Here is a 13,575-nt window from a genome sequence, read left to right on the forward strand (position 1 = left end):
CCTCAAACCCCTCGCCGACGCCGGAACCGTCCCCGTCATCCACTCCGCCGACTACCTCCACCACCGCCGACAACTCCTCGAAGCCGACCACATCACCGTCATCGGCTCAGGACAATCCGGCGCCGAAATCTTCCTCGACCTCCTCCGCGCCCGCCCCACCGGCCACGAAAAACTCCACTGGCTCGCCCGCACCCCCGCCTTCGCCCCCATGGAGTACTCCAAACTCGGCCTCGAACACTTCACCCCCGACTACACCCGCTACTTCCACGCCCTCCCCGAAGCCGTACGCGACCAACTCGTCCCCCACCAATGGCAACTCCACAAAGGCATCGACCACGACACCATCACCGCCATCCACGACGAGCTCTACCGCCGCACCCTCCACGGCGGCTGGCCCGACGCCACCCTCACCCCCGGCGTCACCGTCCGCACCGCAGGCCGCGTCGCCACCACCCGCGTCGAACTCCACCTCGAACACACCCAACAAGGCACCCGCAGCCGCCTCACCACCGACGCCGTCGTCCTCGCCACCGGCTACCGCGAACGCCCCCTCGACCCCATCCTCGACACCCTCGGCACCCACCTACGCCGCGACACCGCCGGACGCCCCCGCATCGACCACCACTACCGCCTCGACCTCGACCCCACCATCACCGGCAACATCTACGTACAGAACGCCGAACGCCACACCCACGGAGTCGGCGCCCCCGACCTCGGCCTCGCCGCCTGGCGCAGCGCCACCATCCTCAACCACCTCACCGGCACCACCCCCTACCCCCTCCCACAACGCACCGCCTTCACCACCTTCGGCCTCCTCGTCCCCCTCGTCCAAGGCAACTGACCCCCCCCCACACACAAAGGCGGCCGCCCACCTCCCGCAAAGGAAGCAGAGCGGCCGCCACACACACCGGCCGGCACCCGACTAGAACACCGGCGAACCATCCCGCGTCAGACGCCAGTCCACCGAAGCGAACTCCGCACCATCCACCGAACCCTTCGCCTGCACCCACGCAATCATCGTCGTCCGGATCTCCTCCGAATTCGCCCACAACTGCTTCGCAGCCGCCACATGCGGGAAATTGCCCCCACCGCTCGCCCGGTAGTTGTTCACCGCCAGCACGAACTGCGCCGCCGGATCAATCGCCTTCCCCTCAAAGGAAAGGTTCACGATCCGCGAACCATTCGGCTTCGCGATATCGATGTCATACGTCACACCCGACACCACGTCATAATTGTAATCCGGCGTATTGGCCGCATTCGTCAACTTCGCCGTATCCACCGGAGCGCCCGCGGCCGTCTGCACGTAATACCGCGCCGAGAACTCCAGATAGTCCTTGATCTGCGCGCCCGTCAGCAACCGCGCCTCAAGCGTGTTCTCGAACGTGTACAGACCCGCCGCATCCTTGATCGTCACATCACCCGCCGGAATCCGCGCCGTACGCGAGAAGCACGCCGCCTGCGACAACACCGGCAACGTGGCATACTCGCCACCCGCCAGGGCCGCCTTCACCGTCTCCGCCTGGATGACATTGATCAGATCGATGATCGGCTCGTCCTTCCACGCCGCCTCGGCCGACGTCATCTCCGAAGCCGACGTACCGATCACCTGGTTGACGTACGCCACCACCTTCTTGTGCTCGTCCGCCAACAGCTTGGTGATCTTCCGGTCCTCCGCCACCGTGTTGGAGTTCAGCACCTGGGAACCAGCCTTCTCGACCACCCAGCGCCCCTTCTCCCACACCAGATCGAAGTCGAACAACGTCAGCCGCTGCCCCCACTTCAACGGCTCCGACAGCACGACCTTCTTACCGGTCTGCTTGTTCTCGACGAAGTACTCGGGAATCTCCGAATGCGCATGACCCACCAGAATCGCGTCGATCCCCGGCACCTGCTCCGCCACCAGACCCGCCGCGTTCTCCACATACGGAATCTGATCCCCGTACGACGACGTCCCACTGCTCCCGGAGTGCGCCGACACGATCACCACGTCCGCACCCATCGAACGAAGCCGCGGCACATACTTCGCCGCCTGCTCCTCAAGACCCGGGAACACCATCTTCCCGCTCACGTTCGCCTTGTCCCAGATCGCGATCCCCGGATTCGTCAGACCCAGAATCGCCACCTTCACATCCCGGCCGTGCGGCGTACGCAGCTTCTTGATCACATACGGAGCGAACGCCGGCCGCAACGTCTTCGCGTCCAGCGCGTTCGCCCCCAGCAGCGGGAAATCACACTGCTCCTCGAACTTCCGCAGCACCGGAATGCCGTAGTTGAACTCGTGGTTGCCCAGCGCCGCCGCGTCATAACCGATCGCGTTCATCGCCTGTGCCATCGGATGCACCGGACCGTGCTTCGCGGTGATCGGATCGACCTTCGCGTAGTAGTACGACAACTGCGTGCCCTGGATCGTGTCACCCGCATCGATCATCAGGGTGTTGCCGCGGCCCTTCTCCCGGCGCACCTGCTCCACCAGTGTCGAGATCTTCGCCAGGCCGACGTCGTTGTGGTCCTTGTCGTCGAACTCCTTGTCGGTGAAGTAGTCCCAGTTGAACGCGTTCCCGTGTAGATCCGTCGTCCCCATCACGGTGAACGAGTACCGCTTCGGCGGACGCCCGTGCCCCCGGCCATGCGCCTCGGCCGGCACCGCGGTACCGCCCGCGATCGCCACGCCGGCACCGGCCGCGGCCGATGTGCCCAGGAACGTCCTTCGGTTCAGCGGCATCTCGTCTCCCACATCTCTGTTCTCTCCGTGCACAGTTCTGTCCGTACACAACGCGCGTAGACCCCACGCACGCGTGGACAACGCGCGTAGATAATCACCCACGCACCGCCCCCGGCAACACCCCCGACAGGTTTCTATTCGATGACCTCCACACCCCCACCCGGTTGCCACCGCGAACCGGCCAACCCGCGACCCCGCCCCGCAGCCCACTCCACCCACCACCGAACGCTCATCCGAGCACCCCGCCGCACAATTCAACACTTGTCAAAAACCCTTCACCCAAAGGCCGTTGCCCCGTCATACACAGCCAATTAACTACCCGTAGGTAAGGTTTAGGCTCGCCCTATGCGCCGAGCCAAAATCGTTTGCACACTAGGACCCGCCACCGACACATACGACCAGATCAAAGCCCTGGTCGACGCGGGAATGGACATCGCCCGCCTCAACCTCAGCCACGGCACCTACACCGAACACGAAGACCGCTACCACCGCGTACGCAAAGCATCCGACGAAGCCGGCCGCAGCGTCGGCATCCTCGCCGACCTTCAAGGCCCGAAGATCCGCCTCGGACGCTTCCGCGAAGGACCCGTACTCCTTGAACGCGGCGACGACTTCACCATCACCGTCGAACCCATGGAAGGCGACCGCCACACCTGCGGCACCACCTACACCGGCCTCAACGCCGACGTCACCGCAGGCGAACGCATCCTCATCGACGACGGCCGCGTCACCCTCGAAGTCACCGAAGTCGACGGCCCCCGCGTCCACACCACCGTCATCGAAGGCGGCATGGTCTCCGACCACAAAGGCCTCAACCTCCCCGGCGTCGCCGTCTCCGTCCCCGCCCTCTCCGAAAAAGACATCGAAGACCTCCGCTGGGCCCTGCGCACCGGCGCCGACGTCATCGCCCTCTCCTTCGTCCGCAGCGGACGCGACATCGAGGACGTCCACCGCATCATGGACGAGGAAGGCCGCCGCCTCCCCGTCATCGCCAAGGTCGAAAAACCCCAGGCCGTCGACAACATCGACGACATCGTCGCCGCCTTCGACGGCATCATGGTCGCCCGCGGCGACCTCGGCGTCGAAATGCCCCTGGAACAGGTCCCGATCGTCCAGAAGCGCGCCATCAAGCTGGCCAAGCGCAACGCCAAGCCGGTCATCGTCGCCACTCAGATGCTCGACTCGATGATCGACAACTCCCGCCCCACCCGCGCCGAAGCCTCCGACGTCGCCAACGCCGTCATCGACGGCACGGACGCCGTGATGCTCTCCGGCGAGACGAGCGTCGGCAAGTACCCCATCGAAACGGTACGCACGATGTCCCGCATCGTGGAGGCAGCCGAGGAGGACATCCTCGCCAAGGGCCTGCCCCCGCTCACCGACCGCAACAAGCCCCGCACCCAGGGCGGCGCGGTCGCCCGCGCGGCAGCGGAGATGGGCGACTTCCTCGGCGCGAAGTTCCTGGTCGCCTTCACCCAGAGCGGCGACACGGTCAAGCGCCTCTCCCGCTACCGCTCACCCATCCCGCTCCTCGCCTTCACCCCTGACCCGGCCACCCGCTCCCAGCTGAACCTCACGTGGGGCGTGGAGACGTTCCTGGGGCCGCACGTGGACTCGACGGACGCGATGGTGGCGCAGGTGGACGAGGAGCTGCTGAAGATCGGCCGCTGCCAGAAGGGCGACGTGGTCGTCATCACGGCAGGCTCCCCGCCGGGCGTCGCGGGCTCGACGAACCTGGTGCGCGTGCACCACATCGGCGAGGACGACAGCCCGAAGTAGGGGGCTGGCTCAGTATTTCGGCCCGACGTGTGCATCCATGAGGGCTACGGATGCCCGTCGGGCGACGGAGATGTTCTTGCCGTTGGTGCGCTTCCACTCGACTCCTACCTGGTCGAGTGTGGTGGTGAAGAGTCCCAGGATGTCGGCGGACAGGTTGGTGAAGAAGTAGCGGGGGTACTCGTACCGTCGTTGTTCGCCGCCGACGAGGCGTGTGGTCCAGTTGATGATCCGGCAGCCGTCGGAGTGGATGAGGCCTCGGACGAACTCCCAAGGGTGCGCATCCACGATGATCTGCTGCCAGTCGGCGAGAGTGATCCTGCGGTCGTGCTTCTTGCCGGGGCCGTGCTGAGGGAAGAGGCAAGGCCAGTGCTTGCTGGAGCTTGTGACGTACTGGCAGCCAGGGCTTGATACGCGGCAGACCTTGTTGGCCGGTCGCACAGTCTGTACGGCTTCTACGCAAGCTTCAATGAGGCCCGGCCAGGCGTCGGCGCACGCAATGCGGAGGGAGTACACGCCGCGCTTGTTCGCACTGATGCAGCCGTCACCGAGGTAGAGGCCAAGTAGGTACGAGTATGCGGCGGGGGCGTCGGGTGGCTTTGGGGTATCTCCGCACCGAGGGCATTCGGAGCCACGGTTGTATCCGAGGGGCTCTATTCGTTCGAGCCAGGAACGGATGGCGGCTCGGGAAATGCCGGTTTGCGTGCTTACGGTGTTCTGGCTGAGGCCCTGATCGAGGAGGGACAGCGCGTGCTTACGCGTTTCAAGGTCGTACACACGACTGAGCCTGGGAGGATCAGCTGGCTCATGGGGAGAAACGAGAATGCAGTCACACGATCATGTGAATCTTTAGCGTTTCCCTGTGACCTTGGAATCGAAGGAAAAGTGCCCCGAGTCGGACTCGAACCGACACTGTATGGGTTTTGAATCCATTGCCTGCTGCCAATTGGGCTACCGGGGCTAGCGGAATTGAAGGTTTCCCTCGACCCGCTGCGCGACCACCATACCGCAGCTGGGTAGGCTCAAGGGAGCAGTACCTGCCCTGAACCAAGGAGCCCCGTGACCACCCCCGAGTCGCCCCAGCCCGTCGCCGACGACGACAAGTCGCACGTCCCGCCGCTGACGACCCGCGTCGTCATCGCCGAGGACGAGGCGCTCATCCGCCTCGACCTCAAAGAGATGCTCGAAGAAGAGGGGTACTCGGTCGTCGGTGAGGCCGGAGACGGGCAGCAGGCCGTCGAGCTGGCCCGGGAGCACAAGCCGGACCTGGTCATCCTCGATGTGAAGATGCCGGTCCTCGACGGCATCTCCGCCGCCGAGAAGATCGCCGAGGAGTCCATCGCGCCCGTCCTGATGCTCACCGCGTTCTCGCAGCGCGACCTCGTGGAGCGGGCCCGGGACGCCGGGGCGATGGCGTACCTCGTGAAGCCGTTCAGCAAGAGCGACGTGGTGCCCGCCATCGAGATGGCGGTGTCGCGGTTCGCGGAGCTGAAGGCGCTGGAGGGCGAGGTCGCGGACCTGTCGCAGCGGCTGGAGACCCGGAAGCTCGTGGACCGGGCGAAGAGCATCCTTCAGACGGACTACGGGCTCTCGGAGCCGGCCGCGTTCCGGTGGATCCAGAAGACGTCGATGGACCGGCGGCTGTCGATGCAGCAGCTGGCGGAGGCGTTGATCGAGGACGCCGAGGAGAAGAAGCGCGCGGCCGAGTAGCCGTACTCGCACGCGTACGTGAAGAAGGCCCGCGCCCCGGATCTGCTCCGGGGCGCGGGCCTTCTTCGTACGGACGTCAGTCCTCGCCGAGGTACGCCTTGCGGACGGACTCGTCGTGGAGGAGGTCCGCTCCGGTGCCGGAGAGGACGATCTTGCCGATCTCCATGACGTGGCCCTGGTCCGCGAGGGAGAGGGCGGCCTGGGCGTTCTGCTCGACGAGCAGGATCGTGGTGCCCGAGGCCTTGAGCTCGACGATCGTTTCCATGATCTTCTGCATCATGATCGGGGAGAGGCCCATGGAGGGCTCGTCGAGCATGAGCAGTTTGGGCTGGGACATGAGGGCGCGTCCCATGGCGAGCATCTGCTGCTCGCCGCCCGAGAGGGTTCCGGCGGCCTGCTTCCGGCGTTCCCCGAGGATGGGGAAGAGGTCGTAGGCGCGCTGGACGTCCTTCTCGATGCCGGCCTTGTCGTTGCGGAGGTAGGCGCCGAGGAGGAGGTTCTCGGTGATCGTCAGCCGGGGGAAGATGTGGCGGCCCTCGGGGGAGTGGGCGAGGCCCAGGGAGACGATCTTGTGTGCGGGGATGTTGGCGAGTGGCTTGCCCTCGAAGAGGATGCGTCCGCCGATGGGCTTGAGCAGTCCGGAGAGGGTGCGCAGGGTGGTGGTCTTGCCGGCGCCGTTGGTGCCGATGAGGGTGACCACCTGGCCGGCGTCCACGCTGAAGGAGATGCCTTTGACGGCTTCGATCTTGCCGTAGGCGACGCGGAGGTCCTCGACCTCGAGCAGTGCGGTCATCGGGTGTCCTCCTCCTCGGTGGTGGGTGCTGCGGCTTCTGCTTCGGCCACTGCTTCCGCTGCTTCGACCTCGGCGACCTCTTCGGCGCCGGGGGCGCCTTCGAAGGGGGTGCCGAGGTAGGCGGCGATGACGCGTTCGTCGCTCTGGACGACTTCGGCGGTGCCTTCGACGAGTTTCTCGCCCTGGACGAGGCAGGCGACGCGGTCGCTGAGGTTGAAGATGAAGCGCATGTCGTGCTCGATGACGAGGACGGCGATGCCCTGGTCCCGGATGGCGAAGATGAGTTCTTCGGTGACGCGGGTTTCCTGGGGGTTCATGCCGGCGGTGGGCTCGTCCAGGAGGAGGAGGCCGGGGTCGCTGGCGAGTGCGCGGGCGATCTCCAGCTTGCGCTGGTCTCCGTAGGGGAGGTTGCGCGCGAGGTGGTCGGCCTTGTCCTGGAGGCCGATGAACTCCAGGAGCTCCATGGCGCGTTCGTGGCTGGCCTGTTCGGCCTTGGTGAAGCCGGGGAGGCGCAGGAGTGCGGACCAGAGGCCTTCTTTGGTCCTGGTGTGGCGTCCGACGAGGACGTTCTCCAGGACGGTCATGTTGGCGAAGAGCCTGATGTTCTGGAAGGTGCGGGCGATGCCTGCCTTGGTGACGAGGTGGGGCTTGGGCGGCAGGACGGTGCCCTTGTAGCTGACCTTGCCCTCGGTGGGGACGTAGAGGCCGGTGAGGCAGTTGAAGAAGGTGGTTTTGCCGGCGCCGTTGGGGCCGATGAGTCCGACGATTTCGCCCGCGTTGACGGTGAGGTCGACGTTGCGTACGGCGGTGAGTCCGCCGAAGCGCATGGTGACGCCGCTGGCGTCGAGGACGGTCGTCGTGGTGTTCGTGGTGGTGGTCATGGTGTTCACGCCCCCGCCTTGGTGATGCCGGCGTCGGCTTCTTCGGGCTGCCGTGGTTCGGGTACGAGAACGGGTTCGTCGTTCTCGTGGAACTCGAGTTGCTTCCGCCGGTCGGCGACCAGGCCTTCGGGCCGGAAGCGCATCAGAAGGATGAGCGCGACGCCGAAGAGGAAGAGCTGGTAGTCCTGCATGAACTGCAGCTTGGCCGGGATGAGGTAGAGCAGTGCGGCGCCGACGAAGGGTCCGCTGAGGGTTCCCATGCCACCGAGGATGACGGCGGCGAGGAGGAACGCGGAGTTCGGGGGTACGGAGCCGGCGAACTGGTACTGCTCGGGCGTCACCGTGTAGTTGACGTGCGACTGGACGGTGCCGGCGAGTCCGGCGAGGGTGGCGCCGAGGGCGAAGGCGAGCAGCTTGAGCCGGAAGGCGTTGATGCCCATGGCGGTGGCTGCGGTCTCGTCCTCGCGGATGGCGACCCATGCGCGGCCGATGCGGGAGTCGCCGGAGCGGCGGAAGACCAGGACGACGACGGCGGTGACGACGAGCATCAGCAGGTAGTAGTTGGCCGGCCTGCTGAGGGTGAAGGGGCCGATGTCGTGGCTGAGTCCGAAGTCGATCCCGAAGAGGTTGAGGTCGGGGATGCTCGGGATGCCCTGGGAGCCGTTGGTGAGGTCGGGGCCGCTGTTGCCGTTGAGGTTGTTGACGGTGACGCGGAAGATCTCTCCGAAGCCCAGGGTGACGATGGCGAGGTAGTCGCCGCGCAGTCGCAGGGTCGGGGCGCCGATGAGGACGCCGAAGATCAGGGAGACGGCGGCTCCGGTGAGGACGGCGGCCCAGAACGGGAACTGGACGCCGATGGCGGAGAGCGGTGCGCCGGAGACGAGGGCGGCGGTGTAGGCGCCGACGCCGAGGAAGGCGACGTAGCCGAGGTCGAGGAGGCCGGCGAGGCCGACGACGACGTTGAGGCCGAGTGCGACGGTGGCGAAGATGAGGATGTTGGCGCCGATGAGGGCGTATTCCGCGGTGTCCTGGGTGAAGGGGAAGCAGAAGGCTGCGACCAGGGCTGCGGTGAGGGTGACGTTGCGGTGCTTCGTGGTCAGCGCGGTGATGCGGGCGATGAGGCCGGCCCGCGTCAGTGCGGTGAAGGTGAAGCCCGCGGTGATGAGGAAGCCGATGAACTGTTCGGATTCCTCGGTGGGGATGTCGATCCCGTAGGTGAAGAAGTACAGCGCGGCGCCGAAGGAGGCGGCGATGATGAGGATTTCGGCCCAGCCGGGGAGGGCTTTGGCGCGGCCGACGGAGGGTGCGGCGAGGCTGTTGCGGAAGCGCTGCCAGGCGTTGGCCGGGGTGCCGGTGGTGGGGAGTGGTTCGTCGCTGGGGAGTCCGAGGGCGGCGATGAAGGCGAGGAGTGCGCCGATGCCGCTGACCCAGGCTCCGGGTTCGAGGTTGACCACGCCGCCGAGTTCGTAGGCGATGGCACCGATGGTGTAGCCGGTGGTGCCGAGGGTGGCGAGGGCGAGGAGGCGTACGGGGCTGTTGGTGCCGCCGGGGGTGAGCCAGCGGAGGCCTCGGATGCCGTATCCGCAGAGGGTGAAGAGGAGGGTGAGGATGGCGGCGGTGAGGGTGAGGATCTGGAGGCCGCCGGGGTAGCCGGTGACGGTGAGGTCGCCGGGGAATTCGGAGGTCCAGGTCCAGGGGAGGAACGTGCCGGCGAGTGCGACGGCCGCGCCCGTGGCGGTGGCGATCCTGGCGATCGGCGTGGGCAGCGGGATGAGTGCTTTCTGGGTGGTCATCCGTATCACGCCCGATCCGCGACGCGTTCGCCGAGCAGGCCCTGGGGCCGGAGCAGCAGGACGACGATGAGGAGGACGAAGGCCCACACGTCCTTCCAGGCGCCGCCGCCGAAGAGGTCCATGCCGGGTACGTCGCTCATGTAGCCGGTGGCGAGGGATTCGGCGACGCCGAGTACGACTCCGCCGAGCATGGCGCCGTAGATGTTGCCGATGCCGCCGAGTACGGCTGCGGTGAAGGCTTTCAGGCCCATGATGAAGCCCATTTTGAAGCCGATCTGGCCGTTCTTGAGCCCGTAGGCGACGGCGGCGACGGCGGCGAACGCGGCACCGATGGCGAAGGCCATGACGATGATGCGGTCGGTGTTGATGCCCATGAGCTTGGCGGTGTCGGGGTCCTGGGAGGTGGCTTGCATGCCGCGGCCGGAGCGGGTCTTGGAGACGAAGAGGCCGAGGGCGATCATGCAGATGGGTGCGGCGATGAGGACGAAGAGGTCACCGCGCTGGATGTGGGCGCCGAAGAGGTCGAACGCCTCACCCTTGAACTGGGGGAAGGGCCGGTCCTTGGTGGCGTTGGGGTACCACTTCCAGATCGCCTGCTGGAGTGCGAGGGAGAGTCCGATCGCGGTGATCAGCGGGGCGAGCCTGGGGGCGGTGCGCAGGGGCCGGTACGCGAAGCGTTCGGCTGCGACGCTGATGGCGACGGAGCATATGACGCCGCCGATGATCATGAGTGGGACGATTGCGAGGAGGTTGGAGCCGGCCGGCATCCAGAGGTACACGGTGAGAGCTCCGAAGCCTCCGATCATGAAGATCTCGCCGTGGGCGAAGTTGATGAGCTGGATGATTCCGTAGACCATCGTGTAGCCGATCGCGATGAGTCCGTACATCGCGCCGAGGATGAGTCCATTGGCCAGCTGTTGCGGCAGTTCGTGCACCGCAGGGCCTCCGTGGAGTGGTTCGGATATGGCACCGCGCGGGAGCGCTCGTAGCGCTCCCGCGCGGTCTGGTGTCAGTCAGGGAGTGACCGGGAGCTTGTTACGGCTTGTAGGCCTCGCTGAGCTTGGAGACCCACTTGCCGCCGTCGACCTGGTAGGCGGTCATCATGGTGTTGGTGGTGTCGCCGTACTCGTCGAAGGAGACGGGGCCGGTGACGCCTTCGAAGCTGACCTTGCTCACGGCTTCGAGGACCTTGGCGCGGGCGTCGTCGGGGAGCTTGCCGTCGTTGGCTGCGACGACGGCCTTGACGGCCTCGATGATGGCCCAGGTGGCGTCGTAGGTGCCGCCGCCGTAGGCCTCGTAGGCGTCCTTGTATCCGGCGGTCTTGTAGTTCGCGATGAAGGTCTTGGCGGATTCCAGCTCTTCGACGGGCTTGCCGACGGAGGTGGCGATGTCGCCCTGGGCCTTCTTGTTGAGCTTGATGAAGTCGGCGCTGTACATGCCGTCGCCGCCCATGAGGGGGATCTGGACGCTGTCCTTGAGCTGCTGGCTCAGGGGCGCGCCGGCGGGGTACTCGCCGCCGTAGTAGACGGCCTTGGCGCCGGACTTCTTGACCTTGGTGACGACGGCGTTGAAGTCGCGGTCGTCGGGGTTCACGTGGTCGGATCCGGCGATCTTGCCGCCGAGGCCGGTGAACGTGGCCTTGAAGGAGGCTGCGAGACCGGCGCCGTAGGGCTTCTGGTCGTCGATGAGGTAGACCTGCTTGATCTTCGCGTTGTTGTACAGGTACTTCGCGGCGAAGGCGCCCTGGATCTGGTCCGTGGTGGCGGTGCGGAAGTAGGTCTTGAAGGGGCGCTTCTTGTCGCCGGTCTTCCAGTTGTCGCCCTGGGTCAGCTCGGTGCCCGTGTTGGCGGGGGAGATCTGGGTGAGGCCGGCGTCGTTGAGCGGCTTCTGCATCGACTGGGAGACGCCGGAGTTCAGGGGGCCGACAACGCCGAGGACCTTTTTGTTGTCGATGAACTTGGTGGCGTTCTGCTGGCCGACGGAGGGCTGGGCCTGGTCGTCGAGGGGCTGGACCTCGAAGGTGATGCCCGGGACCGTCTTGTCCTTGTTCGCCGTTTTGGCGGCGAGGTCGGCGGAGTTCTTGATGCCGAGGCCGAGGGCGGAGAGGTCGCCGGTCAGCGGGGCGTCGACGCCGATGACGACGGTCTGGTTGCCGCTGCTCTCGCTGCCCTTCTTGTCGTCGTCGCGCGACCCGCAGGCGGTGAGTGTCAGTGCTCCTGTGGTGAGCACTGTGGTGAGGATGAGCAAAGAACGGTGTCGCACGAAAAGTCCTTTCCCTGGCGCGGCCTCCTCTGCTTGAGGTGCCGTGTCGTTCGCCGGGCCGTACTGGTTGGTACAGGGCCGTGCTGCAGACGCGCCCGGCGGCGCGGTGACTGGCGGTGACTCTAAGGGCAGGGGTGGGGGTCGGGGATGGGGGTGGAGCAGGATGTGACTGTCTTGTTATGCCCTTGAGCAAGGCTTGAGGTGGCTGTGTGGACATGTACGGCTTTTTACCGGACGGTGAAATGACCGCATGGTGAGAACGCGCAGCTCTGTTAAGGGGCTTGAGGCGATCTTGGTGCTGTCGCGTGGTGGGGGTGTGTGGCGGCGCGGGTGGGCGCGCCTGAGTGCCCGGTGCCTGCGGGGCCGGGTTCGTTGGGTGGCGTCGGGCGGCTGCACATTGCGGGTTTGTTACGCAGTGTTACATCCGGGGTGGTGTGGTCGACGCGGTGTGGTGGGTGTGCAGGCTGGTGGTGGCAGCTGAGTGGGCCATGGAACGGGTCGGGTGGTCAAGGGTGTTGGCCGCGGCTGTTGTGCAAGTTCTGTGTGTGGGGCGGTGGTTGTGCCCGGGTATGGCACTGCCCGGCCGGATTCGGGATCCGGCCGGGCAGGGGTGGTGCGGGGTGGTGGGGGGTCAGGAGGGTTCGGTCCTGGGGAGGTCGCGCAGGAGGCAGGTGAGGCGGGCGGTGCAGACCCGCTTGTCCTGTTCGTCGGTGATGACGATTTCGTACGTGGCGGTGGTGCGGCCGCGGTGTACGGGGGTGGCGGTGCCGGTGACGAGGCCGCTTCGTACCCCTCGGTGATGGGTGCAGTTCAGGTCGACGCCGACGGCGATCTTGGTGGCGCCGCCGTGGAGCATGGAGCCGATGGATCCGAGGGTCTCGGCGAGGACGGCGGAGGCGCCGCCGTGCAGGAGTCCGTAGGGCTGGGTGTTGCCTTCGACGGGCATGGTGGCGACGACCCGGTCCGCGGAGGCTTCGAGGATCGTGACGCCCATGCGTTCGCCGAGGTGGCCTGCGGAGAAGAGCGCGGGCAGGTCGACGCCGAGGGCGGCGTACTCGTCGATGATCTCCTGGGGGAACTGGGGTGTGGTGTGCTCGCCCATGGGTCCGGCTCCGATCGTCTGCGGTGGTTCGCTGCTGTGTGCACGTTCTTGTGTGCACTGTTCTTATCAGACGACTGAGCGGGCGCTTAGTGCGCCCGTTCCCGGGGGGTGTCAGCGGGCGTTCTCGAAGCGCACCACGACGGACTTGCTGGCGGGGGTGTTGCTGGTGTCGGCGGTGGAGTCCAGGGGGACCAGCACGTTGGTCTCGGGGTAGTACGCGGCGGCGCAGCCGCGGGCGGTGGGGTAGTGGACGACGCGGAAGCCGGGGGCGCGTCGTTCGGTGCCGTCCTTCCACTCGCTGACGAGGTCGGTGTAGGTGCCGTCGGTGAGGCCGAGGGCGGTGGCGTCGTCGGGGTTGACGAGGACGACGCGGCGGCCGCCCTTGATGCCGCGGTAGCGGTCGTCGAGGCCGTAGATGGTGGTGTTGTACTGGTCGTGGGAGCGCAGGGTCTGCAACAGCAGGCGGCCTTCGGGGAGTTCGGGGTACTCGACGGGAGCGGCGGTGAAGTTGGCCTTGCCGGTGGCGGTGGGGAAGC

12 protein-coding genes and 1 tRNA gene are annotated in these 13,575 nt (G+C 66.4%); 3 read left to right on the forward strand and 10 right to left on the reverse strand.

Going from position 1 to position 13,575, the window contains the following annotated elements:
• Positions 1–841, forward strand: an 841-nt coding sequence (locus tag EAO72_RS04015) for a SidA/IucD/PvdA family monooxygenase (protein WP_148016404.1), incomplete at its 5' end; no start/stop codon positions are given.
• 81 nt (positions 842–922) lie between these two features.
• On the opposite strand, the gene EAO72_RS04020 is transcribed toward EAO72_RS04015, so the two are convergent.
• Positions 923–2,722: a bifunctional metallophosphatase/5'-nucleotidase gene (locus EAO72_RS04020; RefSeq protein ID WP_148016405.1), complete on the reverse strand. Its 1,800-nt coding sequence runs from the start codon at positions 2,720–2,722 to the stop codon at positions 923–925.
• Positions 2,723–3,067: 345 nt separating this feature from the next.
• Between EAO72_RS04020 and pyk the strand changes: the two genes are divergently transcribed.
• Positions 3,068–4,501: a pyruvate kinase gene (gene pyk, locus EAO72_RS04025; protein ID WP_148015823.1), complete on the forward strand. Its 1,434-nt coding sequence runs from the start codon at positions 3,068–3,070 to the stop codon at positions 4,499–4,501.
• A gap of 9 nt (positions 4,502–4,510) precedes the next feature.
• Here pyk and EAO72_RS04030 read toward each other — a convergent pair whose 3' ends face one another.
• Together EAO72_RS04030 and EAO72_RS04035 are read right to left on the reverse strand one after the other, a co-directional pair.
• Positions 4,511–5,275, reverse strand: a complete 765-nt coding sequence (locus EAO72_RS04030) for a helix-turn-helix domain-containing protein (protein ID WP_148015824.1) — start codon at positions 5,273–5,275, stop codon at positions 4,511–4,513.
• A gap of 109 nt (positions 5,276–5,384) precedes the next feature.
• Positions 5,385–5,459 (reverse strand) — tRNA-Leu (locus EAO72_RS04035).
• Between the two features lie 98 nt (positions 5,460–5,557).
• Between EAO72_RS04035 and EAO72_RS04040 the strand changes: the two genes are divergently transcribed.
• Positions 5,558–6,208 carry an ANTAR domain-containing response regulator gene (locus EAO72_RS04040; RefSeq protein ID WP_148015825.1) on the forward strand — a complete coding sequence of 217 codons (651 nt, stop codon included), beginning with the start codon at positions 5,558–5,560 and terminating at the stop codon, positions 6,206–6,208.
• 76 nt (positions 6,209–6,284) lie between these two features.
• Here the strand turns inward: EAO72_RS04040 and EAO72_RS04045 are convergent, their stop codons facing one another.
• From EAO72_RS04045 to EAO72_RS04075, 7 genes are all read right to left on the reverse strand, one after another.
• Positions 6,285–7,001 (reverse strand): ABC transporter ATP-binding protein, encoded by a 717-nt coding sequence (locus EAO72_RS04045; RefSeq protein WP_148015826.1) that lies wholly within the window; start codon positions 6,999–7,001, stop codon positions 6,285–6,287.
• A complete protein-coding gene (locus EAO72_RS04050; protein WP_148016406.1) occupies positions 6,998–7,882 on the reverse strand; it encodes an ABC transporter ATP-binding protein in 885 nt (294 codons plus the stop codon). Before EAO72_RS04050 ends, EAO72_RS04045 begins: the two co-directional genes overlap by 4 nt.
• A gap of 5 nt (positions 7,883–7,887) precedes the next feature.
• Positions 7,888–9,675 carry a branched-chain amino acid ABC transporter permease gene (locus EAO72_RS04055; protein WP_148015827.1) on the reverse strand — a complete coding sequence of 596 codons (1,788 nt, stop codon included), beginning with the start codon at positions 9,673–9,675 and terminating at the stop codon, positions 7,888–7,890.
• A 5-nt stretch (positions 9,676–9,680) separates the two neighbouring features.
• A complete protein-coding gene (locus EAO72_RS04060; RefSeq protein ID WP_148015828.1) occupies positions 9,681–10,610 on the reverse strand; it encodes a branched-chain amino acid ABC transporter permease in 930 nt (309 codons plus the stop codon).
• A gap of 100 nt (positions 10,611–10,710) precedes the next feature.
• Complete coding sequence (locus tag EAO72_RS04065; RefSeq protein ID WP_148016407.1) at positions 10,711–11,922, reverse strand: branched-chain amino acid ABC transporter substrate-binding protein; 1,212 nt, start codon at positions 11,920–11,922, stop codon at positions 10,711–10,713.
• Positions 11,923–12,568: 646 nt separating this feature from the next.
• Positions 12,569–13,039: a PaaI family thioesterase gene (locus tag EAO72_RS04070; protein ID WP_148015829.1), complete on the reverse strand. Its 471-nt coding sequence runs from the start codon at positions 13,037–13,039 to the stop codon at positions 12,569–12,571.
• Positions 13,040–13,150: 111 nt separating this feature from the next.
• A partial coding sequence (locus EAO72_RS04075) for a molybdopterin dinucleotide binding domain-containing protein (RefSeq protein ID WP_315986287.1) occupies positions 13,151–13,575 on the reverse strand: 425 nt, incomplete at its 5' end.

It is taken from the genome of Streptomyces sp. OR43, assembly GCF_008042275.1.
Classification (GTDB): domain Bacteria; phylum Actinomycetota; class Actinomycetes; order Streptomycetales; family Streptomycetaceae; genus Streptomyces.

Bases quoted from the DNA above. Each gene is read 5' to 3' on its own strand.
- EAO72_RS04045 (WP_148015826.1), bottom strand. From the start codon at position 7,001: ATGACCGCACTGCTCGAGGTCGAGGACCTCCGCGTCGCCTACGGCAAG.
- pyk (WP_148015823.1), top strand. From the start codon at position 3,068: ATGCGCCGAGCCAAAATCGTTTGCACACTAGGACCCGCCACCGACACA.
- EAO72_RS04020 (WP_148016405.1), bottom strand. From the start codon at position 2,722: ATGCCGCTGAACCGAAGGACGTTCCTGGGCACATCGGCCGCGGCCGGT.
- EAO72_RS04070 (WP_148015829.1), bottom strand. From the start codon at position 13,039: ATGGGCGAGCACACCACACCCCAGTTCCCCCAGGAGATCATCGACGAG.
- EAO72_RS04050 (WP_148016406.1), bottom strand. From the start codon at position 7,882: ATGACCACCACCACGAACACCACGACGACCGTCCTCGACGCCAGCGGC.
- EAO72_RS04055 (WP_148015827.1), bottom strand. From the start codon at position 9,675: ATGACCACCCAGAAAGCACTCATCCCGCTGCCCACGCCGATCGCCAGG.